This is a genomic window from Haloarcula pellucida (assembly GCF_014647235.1).
Lineage (GTDB): Archaea > Halobacteriota > Halobacteria > Halobacteriales > Haloarculaceae > Haloarcula > Haloarcula pellucida.
In genome coordinates this window covers 75,356-92,149 of record NZ_BMOU01000001.1, presented here as the reverse complement: position 1 = coordinate 92,149, position 16,794 = coordinate 75,356, and the positions used below count along the sequence as shown (strand labels likewise).

The following is a 16,794-nucleotide window of genomic DNA, read 5'->3' as shown; positions in this document are numbered from 1 at the left end:
ACTCGCCGATTACCCATACGGGGTCCTAAAGCTTGGTATGTGCGCTCCGGAGACATGGGTAGTGAGATTGCGACACCGATAGAAGGCGGTCCCGACGAGTGACACTCTCAGTACCAGTCTAAGTCCGCCACGAACGAGCGAAGCATCGACCGGGTGACGTGGGGCATACAGACGACCCGCATCTCGCCAGCGCCCGTCTTCGAGACGCGCCAGCCGCGCTCACGGAGTTCGTCGGTCATCGGCACCGAGAGGTCGGCGGCGACGAGGGGGAGTTCCACGTCGACGACGTCGTGGCCCCGGGCGCGCAACTGGTCGGCGAGCCAGCGAGCGTTCTCCATCGAGCGCTCGTACTGCTCGCGGTAGCCCACGGGCCACAGCGACTCCATCGCCGCGACGGCCGAGGCGACGCCGGCACCCGAACGCGTCCCCGTCAACGTCAACTGACTCGTCGATTCGAGGTAGGGCGTCTCGACGGCCAACTCGTCCAGTAGTGCCTCGTCTCGGGCGAGCAACCCGCCGGCGGGCACCGCCGCCTGCCCGACCTTGTGTGGGTCGATTGTCATCGTGTCCACGTCGGCGTGCCCGAAGTGCCAGTCGTGGTCGGTAAACGGGAGGTAGAACCCGCCCCACGCGGCGTCGACGTGACACAGCGCATCGGCGTCGTGGGCCAACTCGGCGATAGTGGGGATGGCGTCGACGTAGCCGTACTCCGTCGACCCGGCGACCCCCACCACGCAGACGGTGTCCTCGTCTATCAGTTCGGCCATCGCCGCCAGATTCACGCGGTAGTCCTCGGCCGGTGCCGTCCGCAACTCCACGTCGAGGACGTCCGCGGCTTTGGTGAACGAAAAGTGCGCGTGGACGGGGGCAACGACGTTCGGGTCGTCGGTGTCGGCGCGGTTGCGGGCGATGCGAACGGCCTGAACGTTGGCCTCCGTCCCGCCGGAGGCGACGTAGCCTGACGGGTCGTCGAGTCCCGTTACCTCGCCGAGGTAGTCGACGGCCTCGGTTTCGAGTCCGGAGACCGTCTCGTAGGTGCCGGGGTCGCCGGGGTTGGTCGCGAGAAAGCGCTCGGCCGCGTCGCGGGCCGCGGGGTGTGGGACGGTACACATCGAAGAGAGGACCCGGTCGAACTCCTGTGGCTCGGCCCGCTGAAGCATTCTATCGGTAGGCATGGGGGCGAGCGATTTAGCCGTTTTGCTCGGCCGTGTCCCGCCTCCCCTGTCGCCCTACAGCCGACGGCGACGGACGAGTCGGGCCGCGACGCCGACGGGAACGGCCACCCACGCCACCAGCGCGACGGCGACGGTCGGCGTCGAGAGGCCGGCCGCCGCCAGCACGCTCCCGAACCCGCCGGCGACGACGTCGACCTGTGCCAGCGCCAGCACGCGGAAGCAGTCGACGGGGTTGAGCAGGACCGCGGCGGCGACGGCCCGCCCGCCGAGGTCCAGCCCGGCGACGGCACCGAGCGCGACGAGGTCGTGCAACAGCGCCACCCAGAGCCAGACCGCCAGCGCGGCCCCGAGCGCGTGGGTCTTCTCGGTGGCGACCGTCGACAGCAACACGGCGACCCCGAGCATCGCCCACGCGGTCAGAACGGCCGCAAGCGCGGTGGCCGCGTAGGTGCCGATGCCGGCGACGCCGACGTACCACAGCGTGAGCAGAGCGCCCGGGAGAAAGCCCAGCAGCATCGCACCGGATAGCACGCCCGCACGGCCGAGGTAGACGCCCGCGACGACGCGAGCCTTCGACACCGGGAGCGCGAACAGCAGTTCGAGCGACCCCCGCTCGTGGGCGCCGACGACGGCGTCGTACCCCATCGCCAGCGCCGCGAGCGGGACCAGATAGACCCCGAGTTCGGCGATGGTCGCGACCACGGCGCCGAACCGGCCCGGCCCCACAGCAGTCGCCCCGAACTGGACCACCGCCCCGGAGAACAGGGCAAAGAGTAGCGCCACCCCGGCGGCCCAGCGGCTCCTGACGGCCAGTCGGTACTCGCGACTCGCGATGGCGAGGACGGGGCTGTCGGCCAGTCCGGCCCCCGAAACGGACCCGGCAGCGACCCCCGAGGCCGGTGCCGTGGCCACGCCGCCGTCCGCCGACGTGTCCGGGCCGTCCTCGGCGGGGGTCACGCGGTCTCACCGTCCGACTGGCCGCTGTCGTCGAGCGACGCCGGCGGCGCCGCGTCGACGGCCTCGTGAAAGGCCGCCTCCAGCCCCGGCTCGCGGACCGCGAACCGCTCGACGTCGTAGTCCGGCCCCAATCCGCAGACGAGGTCGTAGGCGGCGGCTGGCAGACAGTCGGCCTCGACGACCGTACCGGCCCGGGTGACCGACCCCGTCGCGTCCTGCCGCCGGAGATGACTGGCCGCGTCCTCGGCGGCCGTCGGGGTCGACAGCGTCAACCGGACGGTCACCGCGTCGCCGGCGGCACAGCGGAGCGACTCGACCGGCCCCGCGACTGCCACGTCGCCGTCGACGACGACGGCGGCGTCCGTACAGAGGCGCTCTATCTCCGAGAGCGCGTGGGAGGCGAAGACGATGGTCACGTCCGTCTCGTTCGAGAGGGATTCGATGACCTCGTGGAACGCCCGGATGCCCTCCGGGTCCAGCCCGGCGGTCGGCTCGTCGAGGACGAGTATCTCCGGGCGGCCGACCAGCGCCGTACCGAGTCCGAGCCGGCGGTTCATCCCGTTGGAGTAGCCGCCCACCCGCCGGTCGGCAGCGGCGGTTAGCCCCACGGTGTCCAGCACCCGTTCGACGTGGTGCTCGCGGCGCTCGGCCGGCGTCGACCGGACCCGCGCGTGAAAGCGGAGTATCTCCCGGCCGGTGAGGTTCGGTGGAAAGCCGGCGTCCTCCGGGAGATACCGGATCCGCCCGCGGACGGCCGTCTCGGTCGGGTCGCCGCCGGCGACCGTCACCTCGCCGGAATCGGGCCGGTTCAGCCCGGCCAGCAGTTTGAACAGCGTCGTCTTGCCGGCACCGTTGGTGCCGAACACGCCGAGGGTGGTGCCCCGGTCGACGGACAGCGAGAGCCCGTCGAGGGCCTGTACCTCCCCGTAGGCCTTCGATACGTCGTCGATGTCAATCACGCTCATAGTACGTCCTCCAGTTCTCGTGTGGCGGCTCGGTTAGCGGGCGGGCGTCGACGACCCCGGGCGACTCGACGACCGGGACCGACGACTGGGCCAGCCTGACGGCGTCAAAGGCCGGGCTGCTGGCGAACACCCGCGTCGCGGGCTGTCTCGCGGTCAGTTGCTGGACGGCGCCGGCGGGCTGGTACCGGGTGTCGCTGACGCCGTCGTCGTCGACGTCGGTCGGGGTCGCGCCCGACCAGTAGTTGCCCTGACTCTCGTTCCAGTACACCTGCTCGGACAGCACCGCCAGGACGGCCCGGTCGTTCCTGACGAAACTGTTGCCGTAGACGGTCTCTTCGGTGCTGCCGGCGGAGATGTGGACGCCCACGTCGTTGCCCACGACGAGGTTGTCCGCTATCTCGTTGCTGACGGAGTTGTAGACGAACAGCCCGTTCTCGTTGCCGACGAGGTGGTTCCCGCGTATCTCCGTCGCGTCGATGCTCTTGACGAGGATGCCGTGGCCGGACTGACCGGTGTTGTTGACCGCGACGTTGCCGACGATTTCGAGGTGCTTCGAGACCATCAGCGCGTAGCCCGCGTCGTTGTCGAAGGCGGTGTTGTTCCGCAGCACGCAGTCGTCGGAGTACATGTAGTGGACCCCGTAGCGGAGGTCCCACATCGTGTTGTTCGCCGCGACGACGTCTTTCGCCCAGTTGTAGTAGATGCCGTCCCGGACCGTCGTGATGTGGTTGCCCCGGACGACGACGTCCTCGGACTTCCATATCTGGACGCCGTTGCCTCGGGCGGTGAGTGGCGTCACCGCCTCGCGGCCGACGACGGTGTTGTCGAGGATGCGAGCGTCGCTGGCGTCGTTGAGCCAGATGCCGAAGGTCATCGCCGTCACGCGACTGTCCCGAACCGTCACCCCGCTTGCGTTGACGTAGATGGCGGCGTCGTTGTCGGCGGCGCTGTAGCCGCTGTTGCGCACCCAGAGGTCCCGCACGGTCACGCCGGACGCTTCGACGGCCAGCACCGTCCCCTCGCCACGGCCGTCTAGCAGCGCCGTGCCGGCACCGCTGCCCGCGAGCGTGACGTTCGGCGTGTCGACGACGACCGTCTCGTCGAACCGCCCGTCGAGGCGGACGGTCTCGCCCCGGTCGGCGGCGTCGACCGCGGCCTGCAGGCTCTCGTAGGTCTCCCCGTCGACCGTCGCCGTCCCGTCGGTCGTCGGCGCGGTGAACCCGTCGGTGTCGGGCACCTCGGGGTCGAACGCGAGGTCCCCGGCCGGCTGCTTGCTCCCGCTCGCGGCGACGGTGAGCACCGACAGGACCACCAGTACGGCCGTCGCGAGCGCGAAGGCCCGTTCGAGACGCTCCCGTGGCATCGTCAGCGGTCCCCCGTGTCGGCGTCGGTCGTCGGTCCGGTCGGCTCCTCGGCCCCGGTCCCCCGGTCGAGGAGTCGCTCGACGCGTCTACGGATCCGGCCCGGCAGTTCACGGACCGTCACCGGTTCGTCGCGGTAGAACAACGCCACGGCCAACAGGAAAACGGCGACCATCGCCATGTACGCGCCCGGCCCGAACCGGGAGACGCTGGTGATGTTGGCGACGCTGTAACGACCCCACAGCGGCGGCGTGAACCCGCTGACGCCCATCACGGGCGCGTCGGGGTCGAGCGTGTGGCCGGCCTGCCAGAGGCGGTACTGGATGTCCGCGACCAGCACGCCGAAGACGGCGACGGTACCGACGAACTGGTAGGTAAGCCCCCGCTTTAGCTTCTCGGTCGTGGGGGCGACGGCGACGAACACCGACAGCAGCGAGACGGCCACGAAGGCGACCGGCCCCAGCGACCACTCCGGCACGTCGATGGCCCGCTCCTGAACCGGGAAGTTCGGCTCGACGAACACCGGGTCGGGGTAGTAGAACCCGATGTAGTGGTTCAGCCGGGCCATCTCGGTGAAGTCGCCGGTGAGATGCGGGTAGGCGTAGAGCTGAACGTGCAACACCGTGTTGGGGTACTGGACCGCCTGGACGCTGATGCGCCACATCGGGAACGCCAGCGCGGCGACGAACAGCACCGCCGCTACGACCGGCAGGCCGCGCCGGACCTCACGAAAGTCGTCGAGGGTGGGTCGTTGCATGGCTAGTCACCTCCGTGATCGGGGTCGCTCACCCCTCGGCCGGTTCGACGAGCATCCTGCTGCGCATCTCCAGGTGCAGGGCGCTACAGAAGAACGTACAGTAGATCCAGTACACCCCGGGTTCGTCAGCGGTGAACGTGACCTCGCGCGTGTCCTGTGGCGCCACGGCGTAGTTGATGTCGTGTTCGGGGATGGCGACGCCGTGGATGATGTCCTGGATGCCCTCGATGTTGGTCGTCGTCAGGCGGACCTCGTCGCCCTCCTGAACGGTGAAGTCGGGGAGGCCGTACTCCGAGCGCTTGGTCGTCATCTTGACGTGGACGCTGTTCTCGCCGGTGCGTTCGACGCCGGAGGCCTCCTCGGTGATGTACGTCTCCTCGTAGTCCTCGGGGTCGTACACCTTCTTGGCGTCTATCTTGTCCTTGTGAGCGAAGACGCAGTCGTGGGGTTCGGGGTAGGCCGGGTGGTCGGCGACCAGTTCCATCTCCTTTTCGCCCTGCCCGATGTGGATGAGCTGGTCGTTGTCGGGCATGATGGGGCCGACCGGGAGGAAGCGGTCCTTCGAGAGCTTGTTCAAGCTCACGAGCCACTCCCCGTCGGGGTCGGTCGTCATCGCCTCGAGCGCCTGAATGTGGCCGGGGTTGTAGTGGACGTCCTGTCGCTCGATGATCGGCTCCTCGGAGCCCTCCTCGGCCTCGACGGCCGCCTCGATGTCCCACTTGACCGCCTGAGAGTCGATGAACAGCGACGTGTAGGCGTGGCCGTTGCCGTCGAAGGTCGTATGCAGCGGCCCGAGGCCCACGCGGGGTCGGCCGACGACCGCGTCGGCGGGATCCTCGACCTCCGGCAGTTTGTTGAGGTCGATGATGGTGACCGTCGGCGAGAGCTTCCCGGCGACCATCGCGTAGTCGCCGTTCGGTTCGACCTCGACGCAGTGGGGGCTCTTCGGCGTCGGGATGTACTTCACTATCGGCCGGTCGCCCTGATTGAGCGGGCTCTCCTTCGTGCCGTCGACGATGGGGATGCCGTTGACCTCCTCGTAGTTGCCGTTCTCGACGGCCTGCTCGATGGCGGGGATGTCGAAGGCCTTCACGTCGTCGCGGTCGTCGCGGGTCATCCCCTGGATGGAGGTGGCCTCCTCGCTGTTGTACGCGGAGGCGATGACCCACCGCCCCTCCTTACCCGAGTCGTTGATGTCGAGGTTGCCGTCGACCTTGACCTGCCACTGGGTCTCCATCGACTCGGGGTCGACGGCGGCAAACAGCGCCGTGTAGCTATCGGGATCGTCGAGGTCGCGCCCGTCGTTCGGGAGCGGCGCGCGGAACTCCCCGTTGCCGAAGACGTACTTCGTGTCCGGCGACAGCACCGTACAGCCGTGGATGGCCTGCATGTTCGGGACGTCCGTGATGGCGTCCGTCTCGAAGTACGTCAGGTTCACCCGGGCGATGCGCCCGTTGGCCTTGTCGTTGACGTAGAGGTACTCGCCGTCGTAGTCGCCGTCGGTCTCCGAGAGGTTCGGGTGGTGGTTGTCACCCCACGAGTAGCCACCGCTGTCCTCGAGCAGTTGCTTCGTATCGTCGGTGTAGCCGTAGCCGCTCGCACAGTCGGTGTTGAACACCGGGATGCGGGTCAGTTCCCGCATCGAGGGGATACCGATGACCCGGAGTTCCCCGGAGTGACCGCCCGACCAGAAGCCGTAGTACTCGTCGTGTTCGCCGGGCGCGACGGAGTGGTCGACCCCGCCACCGCCGGACTCGGTCGCCTGCCCGCCACCGCCGCCGTTGAGGCTGGAACAGCCGGCGACGGCTCCCATCGCGCCGGCCGCCACGCCAGCCTTCACGAAGTCCCGGCGGTTGAGCGAGAGGCCGGGGAGGCCAAGCGAGACGCCCCCGTCATCGTCCGGTTCGGGCGCGTCGACGTCCGAGAGGACGCTGTCGAGGGCCTCCTCGTACTCGTCGACGACGTCCGTCGGGTCGCGGACCTCGGCAGTGTCGTCGTGCATAGCTCACACCACCTTGATGGACCCGACCATCCCGTTCATCTCGTGGGGGATGCAGTAGTACTCGTAGGTGCCGGTCGTCTCCAGCGTGACCTCGTAGCTCTCGCCCGCAGGGACGTTGCCGCCCTGACTCTCACCGTAGCCGTCTTTCGCCGCCTGCTCGGAGTCGAACTCGCCCGAAGCGAAGTAGTCGGCCCCGTCGGGAATCTTGTCCTCGTAGGCCGTCACCGTGTGCCCGATGCTGCCGACGTTCTCGAAGGTGATCGTCGTCCCGGCTTCGACCTGTATCTGCTTGGGTTCGTAGGCCAGTTCGTCGGTCATCTCCACGGTGCTGGTCTGGGTCCACTCGTCGCCGCTACCGCCGTCGCCGCTGCCGCCGTCGTCGCCGGCCGACTCCGTGGTGTCGGAGTCGCCGCCGCTGGACCCGCCGCCGGAAGAGCACCCGGCGAGCGACGCGCCGACGGCCGTCACCGCAAGTCCACGCACGAACGTTCTACGCGAAGTCATGGTAGCTCACACCACTACCTCCCGGCAGGAATCACATATAAGGAAAACCGCGTTCCCGAGCGTCGGGGCCGTCCCCGAACACGTTCGTTGCGGTCACCACCCCCCGACTTGCCACGTCGTCCAGAGACCGTCGGTCCCCTCGTCAGGAACGGACAGGTTCAAACGCGCCCTGCCTGTACGCGGGTGTATGTACGACCGCGTCAAGGGTTTTCGCGACTTCTATCCCGAGGAGATGCAGGCGCGCCGGTGGGCCATGGACACCATCGAGGACGTGGCAACGCGCTACGGCTTCCGGGAGATCGGGACGCCCGCGCTCGAACCCACCCAGATGTACACGGACAAGAGCGGCGAGGAGATCGTCGAGGAACTGTACAGCTTCGAGGACAAGGGCGGCCGCAGCGTCGCCCTGACCCCGGAGTTGACTCCGACCGTCGCCCGGATGTTCGTCCAGAAGCAACAGGCCCTCTCGAAACCGGTCAAGTGGGTCTCGACACGGCCGTTCTGGCGCTACGAACAGGTCCAGCAGGGCCGCTTCCGCGAGTTCTACCAGACCAACGTCGACATCTTCGGCTCCTCTGACCCCGCCGCCGACGCCGAGGTGCTGGCCGTCGCCGTCGACATGCTCACCGACCTCGGCCTCACGGACGAGGACTTCCAGATTCGCGTCTCCCACCGCGACATCCTCGCCGGCCTGCTCGACTCCTTCGACGCCGAGGTGGACACCCGCGAGGCCATCCGCGCCGTCGACAAGCGCGCGAAAGTCGACCGCGAGGCGTACCTCGATGCGCTCGTCGAGGCCGGTCTGAGCTACGGACAGGCCGACTCCTTCGACGAGATGCTCCAGAGCGGCGAGGACGAACTGGACTCGCTGGCCGACATCACCGGCTCCGAGGCCGTCGCCGAGGCCACCCAGAACCTCCGGGCGGTCCTCGACGCGACCGAGGACTTCGGGGTGAGAGACCACCTCACGCTGTCGCTGACGACCGCTCGCGGACTGGACTACTACACGGGCGTCGTCTTCGAGTGCTTCGACTCGACCGGCGAGGTCTCCCGGTCGGTGTTCGGCGGCGGCCGCTACGACGACCTCATCGAAGGGTTCGGCGGCCAACCGACCCCAGCCGTCGGGTTCGCGCCGGGTCACGCGACGCTACAACTGCTGTGTCAGCGGGCCGGTGTCTGGCCCGAGGAAGGGCTGTCGACGGACTACTACGTCCTGCAGGTGGGCGAGACGCGGGCGACGGCCGCCCGGATCACGCGCGACCTGCGCGAGAAGGGCCACGTCGTCGAGACGGACGTCGCCGACCGCTCGTTCGGCGCGCAGATGGGCTACGCCGACGAGATAAACGCCGAGACGGTGGTCATCGTCGGCGAACAGGACCTCGCGAACGACGAGGTGACGCTCAAAGAGATGGACGAGGGCGAGCAGATTTCGGTCCCCGTCGACGCGTTCCCCGGCGAGTACGACCGCCCCACCTTCCAGGACTTCGCGGACGAGTGAGCCACCGCACCAGCGAACAACACCGTACTGCCCGTCGGAATCCCGCGGACGTGCCCGTCGAACGCGAGGTCGGTGTCACCGACCTCGTCTAACGTGGCGGCGAAGCCGCCACGCGCCCCGGGATGCCGAACGGGATGTAAGAGACGCCCTCGCTGATGCTCTTGGCCTCCGCCGTGGATGGCCGTGACATACCCGTCGGATGACGCGAACCGCAAAAATCTGGTGTCCGTCGACGCTGCTGTCAGCGAACCGATTCGAGCAGGAGGCGCTGTTCGACCCGCTTGACTTCGTGCTGGACGTCGCGAACGGCGTCGATGTTCGCGGAGATGGAGGTGACGCCCTCGTCGACGAGGAACTGGACCATCTCCGGTTTCGAGGCGGCCTGCCCGCAGATGCTCGTGGCCACGTCGTAGTCGCGGCAGGTACCGATGACTTGTCCCATCAGGTCCAGCACGGCGGGGTGGAGTTCGTCGAAGCGGTCGGCGACGTTGCCGTTGTTGCGGTCGACGGCGAGCGTGTACTGGGTGAGGTCGTTCGTCCCGAACGAGACGAAGTCAAGTCCCGTCTCACACAGGTCCTCGATGCACAGCGCGCTGGCGGGCGTCTCGACCATCACGCCCCAGTCGCGCTTCTCGGGGTCGATACCAACCTCCCGCATCAGCGACTTCGCCCGGAGGACGTCCTCGGCGTCGGTGACCAGTGGCAGCATCAACTCGACGTTGTCGTAGCCGAGTTCGTAGAGGCGCTCGAACGCCCGGAGTTCGAGTTTGAACTCGCCGGGGCGGTCCAGCGAGCGCCGGATACCGCGGTAGCCGAGCATCGGGTTGTGCTCGCTGGGTTCGTCCTCGCCGCCCTGTAACTGCCGGAACTCGTCGGAGGGGGCATCGAGCGTGCGTACGCGTACCGGCCGCGGGTAGAACGCCTCGGCGACGCTGCGGACGCCCTCGACGATCTCCTCGATGTAGGCCCGTTCGCCGTGGTCCTCGACGTAGCGGGCCGGCGTCTTGTCCGTCGAGAGGATCATGTGCTCGATGCGGAGCAACCCGACGCCGTCGGCACCCGTCGCGGCGGCCCGCTCCGCGGCCTCCGGAATCGAGACGTTGACCTTCACCTCGGTACCGGTCATGGGCTTGACCGGCGAGTGTTGCTGGTCGACCTCGGGCGTGGCCAGTTCCGACTGCTCGTCGTCGGCCTCGTCTATCTCGGTCCCCTGTTCGACGGTCCCCATGTCGCCGTCGATGGTGACTATCTGGCCGTCTCGGAGTCGTTCGGTGGCGTCGTCGGCCCCGACGACGGCGGGGACGCCGAGTTCGCGGGAGACGATGGCCGCGTGGCTCGTCATCCCCCCTTGGTCCGTGACGATGCCGGCGGCGCGTTTCATCGCGGGCACCATGTCCGGCGTGGTCATCTCCGTGACGATGATGTCGCCCTCCTCGACCTTATCGAGGTTGTCCAGTTTCGTCACGATGCGGACCTCGCCGGTCACCTTTCCGGGGCTGGACCCGATACCGGATAGCCGCACGTCGTCGGACTGGCTCTGCATCGACCCGCCGTCGGCGACGCCGGTGCTCTCGGAACTCTCGCCGGACGTTCCGGCGTCGACGCCCTCGTCGATGGTCGTTATCGGCCGGGACTGGAGGACGTACACCTCGCCCTCGTAGATGGCCCACTCCACGTCCTGTGGGGTGCCGTAGTGGTCCTCGACGCGGTCGCCGACCTCGACGAGGCGGTGGATCTCCTCGGGCGAGAGGACGCGTTCGTTTCGCTTCTCCTCGGGAACCGACCGCTCGACCGTCTCGCCGTCCTCGCCGCGGACGCACATCACCTTCTTGTCGGCGACGGTGACCTCCTCTATCTCCTCGGTCGCGCGGTCGACGACGTAGTTGTCCGGCGAGACGGCGCCGGAGACGACCGCTTCGCCGAGGCCCCACGCGGCTTCGAGGATGGCCGTGTCCGCGCCGGTCGAGGGGTGACTCGTGAACATGACGCCGGACTTCTCGGCGTCGACCATCTGCTGGACGACGACGGCGATGTCCACCACGTCGTGGTCGAACCCCTGCTCGTTGCGGTAGTAGATCGCCCGCTGGGTGAACAGCGACGCCCAGCACTCCTTGACGCGCCGGAGGAGGTCCGCCCGGGAGACGTTGAGGTAGGTGTCCTGTTGGCCGGCAAAGGAGGCGTCGGGGAGGTCCTCGGCCGTCGCCGAGGACCGCACCGCCACGTCCTCGTCACCCATCTCGTCGTAGGCCGCGAGCAGGTCCTCCCGAACCGATTCCGGCGCGTCGGTTTCGAGGATGAGTTCCTGTGCTTGCTCGGCCGCCTCCGCGAGGGCGTGCGAGTCGTCACTGTCGACGTCGACCACCGAGAACAACTCGTCGTCGATACCGGTTGCTTCGATGAACGACCGGTACGTGTCGGCGGTGACGACGAACGCCGACGGGACGGGTAGTCCCGCCGCGGTCAGTTCTCCGAGAGACGCCGCCTTGCCGCCGACCCGCGCTAGGTCGTCGGCACCGATTTCGTCGAGCCACAATGTAGGCATTGACTCATGTGCTGGTTCATGAACGACTGTTATGGACTTTCCGGTGCCGGCATCAACCGGGGGTCGTTCACTCGAATCCGAGCGAACTACACTTCGAGAATCTCGTCGTCCACGTCGACCACAGGCACCGTCAGTGACCCGTCGAGCGTCGTTACGGCCCGCCCACCGACCCACACTTCGAGTCCGTCCGTGTCGACTTTTACCGTGCCCGGCCGGTCGAGAAAGTGCCCCTGTTCGACGACCACCTGTTCGACGGTGCTGTCGATAGCACCGTACCGGCGGATGTACGCCCCGCAGGCCCCGGCGGCGGTGCCGGTCACCGGGTCCTCGGTGATACCCGCTCGCGGCGCGAACGCCCGTCCGTGGAGCGTCGACTGACCGCCGATAGTGTCGAACGTGAAGGCGTACACCCCCATCGCGTCGACCGATTCACAGAGCGACTCGATGGCCGACGGGTTCGGGTCGGCGCCGCTGAGATGCTGGAAGTAGTTGACCGGCACCAGTAGCCACGGGAACCCCGTGTCGCCGACGGCCAGTGGGAGGTCCGCGCCGACGTCCTGTAACGTCGCCACGTCGACGCCGAGAGCGTCGGCCACCTCGTCGAGCGCGCAGTCGACCTCACGAATGTCGGCCTCGCCTTGCTCCATCCACACCGTCCCGTCCGCCTTCGTCTCGACGTCGAGGACGCCGCGTTCGGTCGCCATCGTGTGTTGGCCGGCCTCGACGGCGCCGCGTTCGAAGAGGGCGGCGTGAGCCGCGATAGTCGCGTGCCCGCAGAGGTCGACCTCCTGTTCGGGCGTGAAATAGCGGAGTCGGCGGTCGGCGTCCTCGCTGTCGAGGACGAACGCCGTCTCGCTAGCGCCCAGTTCGCCGGCGATAGCCCGCATCTGGTCGTCGGTCAGTCCGTTCGCGTCCGGCACCACCCCGGCCGGGTTGCCCGCCATCGGTTCCGCGGCGAACGCGTCGACGAGCAAGGCCTGTCGCGTCTCCATGGCACCGTGTTGTGGGACCCCGCGGATAACAGTTCGTGCTACCCGACGCGATTACAGCTACGTCACATGGTAACAAACGACTAACGGTTAAGCGGTTCCTCCGTGAAGTGTAGCACGTATGACGGTACTGGAACCGCTCGCGTTCGAAACCGAGTCGGACAGGCGCATCTACCAGTTCGTCGACCGACACGGCGCTCCCGCGCTGGACGAGGTGCGAGACGCCGTCGACGTCCCCGACGACGAGTTCGACGAGCGTCTCGACTACCTCCAAGACCGGGGGTACGTCGAACGGCAAGACGGGACGGTGGAACTCGGGGTGGACGCCGGGGCCGAGAGGGAGTACGAGACGCCGGACGTCACGTACGTCGTCCGGCCGGCCCGCGAGGAGGACTTCGAGTCGCTCGTCGACACGATCCGGACCGTCACCGACCGGCAGACGTACGTCATCGGCGAGAACCTCGTCGAGGAGTTACAGTACGAGAACACCGTCACGCGCCACAACACCGTCTGGTCGCGATTGTTCTTCGTGGCTACCGTCGACGACTACATCGTCGGGTGGTCACACCTCACCCTGCCACAGACGGAGAAACTGCAGGGGACCGCCGAACTGACGCTCGGCGTGCGCAGGGACTACCGCGGCTACGGCATCGGCGAGCGCCTGCTGAACCGGGCGCTGGACTGGGCGGAAGCCCACGGCTACTGGAAGGTGTACAACAGCCTCGCGCGCACCAACGGCAACGCCATCACGTTCCTCGAACGGCACGGCTGGGAGCGCGAGGCGGTCCGGAAGAAACACTACCTGCTCGGCGAGAAGCGCGTCGACGAGGTGATGCTGGCGTACACGTTCTGAAACCGTTAAGGCCGCCCGTCCACGCCCTCCTGTATGGGCGAGCTACCGGAGGAGTTCCCGTGTACCATCACCAACTGGGAGTACATCTACGGGTTGTGCCGCGACGTGGCCGACGACGTGAAGGCCGCCGACTTCGAGCCAGACGTAGTCGTCGCGCTCGCGCGTGGCGGCTGGTTCGCCGGCCGCTGTCTGTGTGACTTCCTCGGGCTGGACGACCTCGCGAGCCTGAAAGTCGAACACTACGTCGGCACCGCCCAGCAGGGCGACGAACCCGAAGTCCGGTACCCGCTTGCCGACGGCGCCGTCGAGGGCAAGGACGTCCTCGTCGTCGACGACATCGCCGACACCGGCCAGTCCATCGAGACGGCCGCCGAGTGCGTGCGCGACCGGAACCCAAACAGCGTGCGGACGGCGACGCTCCAGTTGCTCCAGACCAGTGAGCACGAACCGGCGTTCGTCGGCGAACGGTTAGACGAGTGGGCGTGGGTCGTCTACCCGTGGAACTTCGTCGAGGACATGATAGAACTCCTCGCCGGCGTCATGAGAAAGAGCGACCAGCAGGTCCACACCGAAGACGACGTACGCAGACTCCTCCGGAAGTACCACGACGTGAGCCACACCGAGATGGAGATAGCCCAGCCCGACCGGTTCGACGAGGTGATGGCCGAGATGGTGCGCCGGGACGTGGCCGTCGCTACCGACGACGGCTGGCGACTCAGCGACGGCTAAAACGGGCCGTTCTGCGACGGGAATCGGTCTCAGTGACGGCGGCGGCCGTCGTCACGCACGTACTCCAGCGCGGAGACGAGTTTCTCGGTGTCGACGCGGCCCTCCGACTCTTCGAGGCGCTCGCGTATCTTCGTCGGAGTCATGTTCAGTGTTACCATACGCCCCGGCCCGGCATAGTTCTTTCTCTTTCCCCAACACGTCTGCGCCAAACCGGTTTCAGGGGCTCTCGGAATCTTCCTCGACCGGGATACTGACCGACTCGTAGTCGTCTTCGTGTGCCATCTCGGCCAGCGTGTATCCGACCGCGTACCCCGTCGACCCACCGACGAGACCGCCGATACCGGCCCCGACCGGCCCGCCGCCGGCCCCGACCACCGCGCCGAGGAACCCGCCGACCGTCGCCGACCGTTCGGCCGCACGCTCCGGGTCGTCAGTCACACAGGTGTCGTGAGACATACGCGGTCGTTCGGCCGGGGCGACCGAAATAGTTTCGTGCCCAACAGTTTCTTCGACGCGGAGTGTGTCCGGGACCGTATGCCACGAACTGCCGTCGTCGCTGGAGTCGGCCCCGGCCTCGGCGCATCGCTCGCCCGTCGGTTCGTCTCTGAGGGCTGTACCGTCGGCCTGTTCGCACGCTCTGAGGACTACGTCACCGACCTCGCCGACGACATCGGGGAGCGAGCCATCGCCGTCCCGACGGACGTCACGGACCCCGAGGCCGTCGCCGAAGGGTTCGAGCGCGTTCGGGAGGCGTTCGGCCCCGTCGACGTCCTCGTCAACCACGCCAGCGGCGGCGCGTGGAAGGGCCTGCAAGACATCTCCGACGACGAGTTCGCCCACGCACTCGACGTGGGGCCGACGGGCGGCCTCCACTGTTCGCGGGAGGCCGTCGCCGACATGCTCGACACCGACGGCGGGACGGTCATCTTCACCGGCGCGACCTCCGCGGTCCGCGGCCGCGGGGGTGCCATCGGCTTCAGCGCCGCGAAGTTCGCCGTCCGCGGGATGGCCGAGTCGATGGCCCGCGAACTCGGCCCGGAGGGTATCCACGTCGCACACGTCGTCGTCGACGGCCAGATTCTCGGCCCGGACGCCCCCGCCGCCGACCGCGACGCCGAGGAGTACCTCGACCCCGACGAGATAGCGGCGTCCTACTGGCATCTGGTCGAGCAGGACCGCTCGGCGTGGACGCTCGAACTCGACTTGCTGCCCCACGTCGAGTCGTTCTAGTCGTCGCTGGGCCGTTCGACGGTCCGCTCCTCGTGGAGTTCTATCCACTCCCGGAGTGGCTGTCGGATGCCGTCGACAGTGATGGTCACGTCGCCGTCGAACCGCCACCGCGCGCGCGGTGCGTCGTCGCCGAAGCGTATCGGCACGTCCACCTCCAGATTCTCGACTGACACCGCAAGCGCGTCCTCCCGGTCGACCGTCTCGTCGAGGAGGCGCTCTACCGCCGCACGGAGTTCCTCGAAGTCGGGTTCGGGAACTCCCGCTGACTCGCTCATATCACCGTGTTCACGCCCCCGCCTATTTCGTGTTTCCCCGGCCTCGGGGGTGCCACCCAACAGGCATACCTGCCCGGCCCCTCCCGGAGCCAACGACAGAGTTTCCGACGCCGTACCACATCGGCGGCCGCTACTACGTCGAGGACATCACCGTCGGTCGGTACCCCGACGGGGGGACGGTCCGGGACTGTGCTGGCTGTCAGGGCTACGTCTACGACGGCCCGTGGCACGTCGCCACCCGTGTGGCTCCGACCGGTCACGGCGGAACCCGCGGAGTCTTACCGACCCAGCCGATAGTGACCCCATGGAGCAGCGCACGGGTCGGTTCCGGGTCTATCGGGTCGTCGAGTCCGTCCCGCACAGCAACTTCTTCGATACTGACGCCACGCGCCTGTACACGGTGTACCAGTCGGGCTACGGCGAGCGGCAGGCACGCATCGACTCGCTGCGGACTGGCGACCTCGTCGAAGCGACGCTGGCCGGCAACCCGGACGACTCCGAGGAGGCGTGGTCCATCCAGTCCGTAGAGCGGGTCGGTGGCGTCCGGATGTCCTTCGCCGTCGACGCCGAGATGCCCGCCCTCGCCGAAGAACTCTGGTCCGAGGGACAGCGCCACCCGAGCAGTATCGTCATCGAGGAAGACGGGACGCCGGTCGCGGAACTGCACGTCCAACCCCGCGACCCGCTCCCCGGTGGGTCGTTCGTCCCGAGCGTCCTCACCGGCCTCGTCCCGATGGAGGGGACGCTCTCGGTCCTCCCGTCTATCGGTGGCCCCGCGACCCACGCCCTCTTTCTGGACCCCGACCCACCCGACGCCGACCGCTACTCGCGCCCGTTCGGCGTCGTCGTCCTGTTCGGCGAGGACGCCGACGCGGTGCTGACAGAGTGGCACGACCGCTACGACGTCGACCCCGAGGGAGACTCTCGGCCGACGTACGACCCGTACGGCATCTGAGC

16 protein-coding genes are annotated in these 16,794 nt (G+C 67.9%); 5 read left to right on the top strand and 11 right to left on the bottom strand.

Going from position 1 to position 16,794, the window contains the following annotated elements:
- Window positions 1–107: 107 nt before the first annotated feature.
- The 7 genes from mfnA to IEY28_RS00480 form a co-directional block, all read right to left on the bottom strand.
- Window positions 108–1,160, bottom strand: a complete 1,053-nt coding sequence (gene mfnA / locus IEY28_RS00510) for a tyrosine decarboxylase MfnA (RefSeq protein WP_188993552.1) — start codon at window positions 1,158–1,160, stop codon at window positions 108–110.
- A gap of 69 nt (window positions 1,161–1,229) precedes the next feature.
- Window positions 1,230–2,087: an ABC transporter permease gene (locus IEY28_RS00505; protein ID WP_420842323.1), complete on the bottom strand. Its 858-nt coding sequence runs from the start codon at window positions 2,085–2,087 to the stop codon at window positions 1,230–1,232.
- Between the two features lie 41 nt (window positions 2,088–2,128).
- Window positions 2,129–3,097 carry an ABC transporter ATP-binding protein gene (locus IEY28_RS00500; protein WP_188993547.1) on the bottom strand — a complete coding sequence of 323 codons (969 nt, stop codon included), beginning with the start codon at window positions 3,095–3,097 and terminating at the stop codon, window positions 2,129–2,131.
- Window positions 3,084–4,460, bottom strand: coding sequence for a nitrous oxide reductase family maturation protein NosD (gene nosD / locus IEY28_RS00495; protein WP_188993546.1), 1,377 nt, complete (start codon window positions 4,458–4,460; stop codon window positions 3,084–3,086). Before nosD ends, IEY28_RS00500 begins: the two co-directional genes overlap by 14 nt.
- Window positions 4,461–4,462: 2 nt before the next feature.
- Window positions 4,463–5,215: a hypothetical protein gene (locus IEY28_RS00490; RefSeq protein ID WP_229783056.1), complete on the bottom strand. Its 753-nt coding sequence runs from the start codon at window positions 5,213–5,215 to the stop codon at window positions 4,463–4,465.
- 28 nt (window positions 5,216–5,243) lie between these two features.
- On the bottom strand, window positions 5,244–7,217 hold the full coding sequence (gene nosZ, locus IEY28_RS00485) for a TAT-dependent nitrous-oxide reductase (RefSeq protein ID WP_188993544.1): 1,974 nt from the start codon (window positions 7,215–7,217) through the stop codon (window positions 5,244–5,246).
- Between the two features lie 3 nt (window positions 7,218–7,220).
- A complete protein-coding gene (locus IEY28_RS00480; RefSeq protein ID WP_188993542.1) occupies window positions 7,221–7,721 on the bottom strand; it encodes a plastocyanin/azurin family copper-binding protein in 501 nt (166 codons plus the stop codon).
- Between the two features lie 187 nt (window positions 7,722–7,908).
- Here IEY28_RS00480 and hisS point away from each other — a divergent pair, with 187 nt between their 5' ends.
- Window positions 7,909–9,219, top strand: coding sequence for a histidine--tRNA ligase (gene hisS, locus IEY28_RS00475; protein ID WP_188993539.1), 1,311 nt, complete (start codon window positions 7,909–7,911; stop codon window positions 9,217–9,219).
- Between the two features lie 241 nt (window positions 9,220–9,460).
- On the opposite strand, the gene ppsA is transcribed toward hisS, so the two are convergent.
- Window positions 9,461–11,761 (bottom strand): phosphoenolpyruvate synthase, encoded by a 2,301-nt coding sequence (gene ppsA, locus IEY28_RS00465; RefSeq protein ID WP_188993537.1) that lies wholly within the window; start codon window positions 11,759–11,761, stop codon window positions 9,461–9,463.
- 86 nt (window positions 11,762–11,847) lie between these two features.
- On the bottom strand, window positions 11,848–12,753 hold the full coding sequence (locus IEY28_RS00460; protein WP_188993535.1) for a PhzF family phenazine biosynthesis protein: 906 nt from the start codon (window positions 12,751–12,753) through the stop codon (window positions 11,848–11,850).
- A gap of 118 nt (window positions 12,754–12,871) precedes the next feature.
- Here IEY28_RS00460 and IEY28_RS00455 point away from each other — a divergent pair, with 118 nt between their 5' ends.
- Both IEY28_RS00455 and IEY28_RS00450 read left to right on the top strand, forming a co-directional pair.
- Window positions 12,872–13,603 (top strand): GNAT family N-acetyltransferase, encoded by a 732-nt coding sequence (locus IEY28_RS00455; RefSeq protein WP_188993533.1) that lies wholly within the window; start codon window positions 12,872–12,874, stop codon window positions 13,601–13,603.
- 33 nt (window positions 13,604–13,636) lie between these two features.
- Window positions 13,637–14,332: a phosphoribosyltransferase gene (locus tag IEY28_RS00450; protein WP_188993531.1), complete on the top strand. Its 696-nt coding sequence runs from the start codon at window positions 13,637–13,639 to the stop codon at window positions 14,330–14,332.
- Between the two features lie 216 nt (window positions 14,333–14,548).
- On the opposite strand, the gene IEY28_RS00445 is transcribed toward IEY28_RS00450, so the two are convergent.
- Entirely contained in the window at window positions 14,549–14,788 is a 240-nt protein-coding gene (locus IEY28_RS00445) for a hypothetical protein (RefSeq protein ID WP_188993529.1), read from the bottom strand.
- Window positions 14,789–14,866: 78 nt separating this feature from the next.
- Between IEY28_RS00445 and IEY28_RS00440 the strand changes: the two genes are divergently transcribed.
- The gene (locus tag IEY28_RS00440; RefSeq protein WP_188993526.1) at window positions 14,867–15,562 is read left to right on the top strand and encodes an SDR family NAD(P)-dependent oxidoreductase; all 696 of its coding nucleotides are present in this window, start codon (window positions 14,867–14,869) and stop codon (window positions 15,560–15,562) included.
- On the opposite strand, the gene IEY28_RS00435 is transcribed toward IEY28_RS00440, so the two are convergent.
- Window positions 15,559–15,837 carry a hypothetical protein gene (locus tag IEY28_RS00435; protein WP_188993524.1) on the bottom strand — a complete coding sequence of 93 codons (279 nt, stop codon included), beginning with the start codon at window positions 15,835–15,837 and terminating at the stop codon, window positions 15,559–15,561. The two genes, IEY28_RS00440 and IEY28_RS00435, sit on opposite strands and share 4 nt — an antisense overlap.
- Window positions 15,838–16,141: 304 nt before the next feature.
- Here IEY28_RS00435 and IEY28_RS00430 point away from each other — a divergent pair, with 304 nt between their 5' ends.
- A complete protein-coding gene (locus IEY28_RS00430; protein ID WP_188993522.1) occupies window positions 16,142–16,792 on the top strand; it encodes a hypothetical protein in 651 nt (216 codons plus the stop codon).
- Window positions 16,793–16,794: the final 2 nt, after the last annotated feature.

Bases quoted from the DNA above. Each gene is read 5' to 3' on its own strand.
- mfnA (WP_188993552.1), bottom strand. From the start codon at position 1,160: ATGCTTCAGCGGGCCGAGCCACAGGAGTTCGACCGGGTCCTCTCTTCG.
- IEY28_RS00500 (WP_188993547.1), bottom strand. From the start codon at position 3,097: ATGAGCGTGATTGACATCGACGACGTATCGAAGGCCTACGGGGAGGTA.
- nosD (WP_188993546.1), bottom strand. From the start codon at position 4,460: ATGCCACGGGAGCGTCTCGAACGGGCCTTCGCGCTCGCGACGGCCGTA.
- IEY28_RS00490 (WP_229783056.1), bottom strand. From the start codon at position 5,215: ATGCAACGACCCACCCTCGACGACTTTCGTGAGGTCCGGCGCGGCCTG.
- nosZ (WP_188993544.1), bottom strand. From the start codon at position 7,217: ATGCACGACGACACTGCCGAGGTCCGCGACCCGACGGACGTCGTCGAC.
- IEY28_RS00480 (WP_188993542.1), bottom strand. From the start codon at position 7,721: ATGACTTCGCGTAGAACGTTCGTGCGTGGACTTGCGGTGACGGCCGTC.
- hisS (WP_188993539.1), top strand. From the start codon at position 7,909: ATGTACGACCGCGTCAAGGGTTTTCGCGACTTCTATCCCGAGGAGATG.
- ppsA (WP_188993537.1), bottom strand. From the start codon at position 11,761: ATGCCTACATTGTGGCTCGACGAAATCGGTGCCGACGACCTAGCGCGG.
- IEY28_RS00460 (WP_188993535.1), bottom strand. From the start codon at position 12,753: ATGGAGACGCGACAGGCCTTGCTCGTCGACGCGTTCGCCGCGGAACCG.
- IEY28_RS00455 (WP_188993533.1), top strand. From the start codon at position 12,872: ATGACGGTACTGGAACCGCTCGCGTTCGAAACCGAGTCGGACAGGCGC.
- IEY28_RS00450 (WP_188993531.1), top strand. From the start codon at position 13,637: ATGGGCGAGCTACCGGAGGAGTTCCCGTGTACCATCACCAACTGGGAG.
- IEY28_RS00445 (WP_188993529.1), bottom strand. From the start codon at position 14,788: ATGTCTCACGACACCTGTGTGACTGACGACCCGGAGCGTGCGGCCGAA.
- IEY28_RS00440 (WP_188993526.1), top strand. From the start codon at position 14,867: ATGCCACGAACTGCCGTCGTCGCTGGAGTCGGCCCCGGCCTCGGCGCA.
- IEY28_RS00435 (WP_188993524.1), bottom strand. From the start codon at position 15,837: ATGAGCGAGTCAGCGGGAGTTCCCGAACCCGACTTCGAGGAACTCCGT.
- IEY28_RS00430 (WP_188993522.1), top strand. From the start codon at position 16,142: ATGGAGCAGCGCACGGGTCGGTTCCGGGTCTATCGGGTCGTCGAGTCC.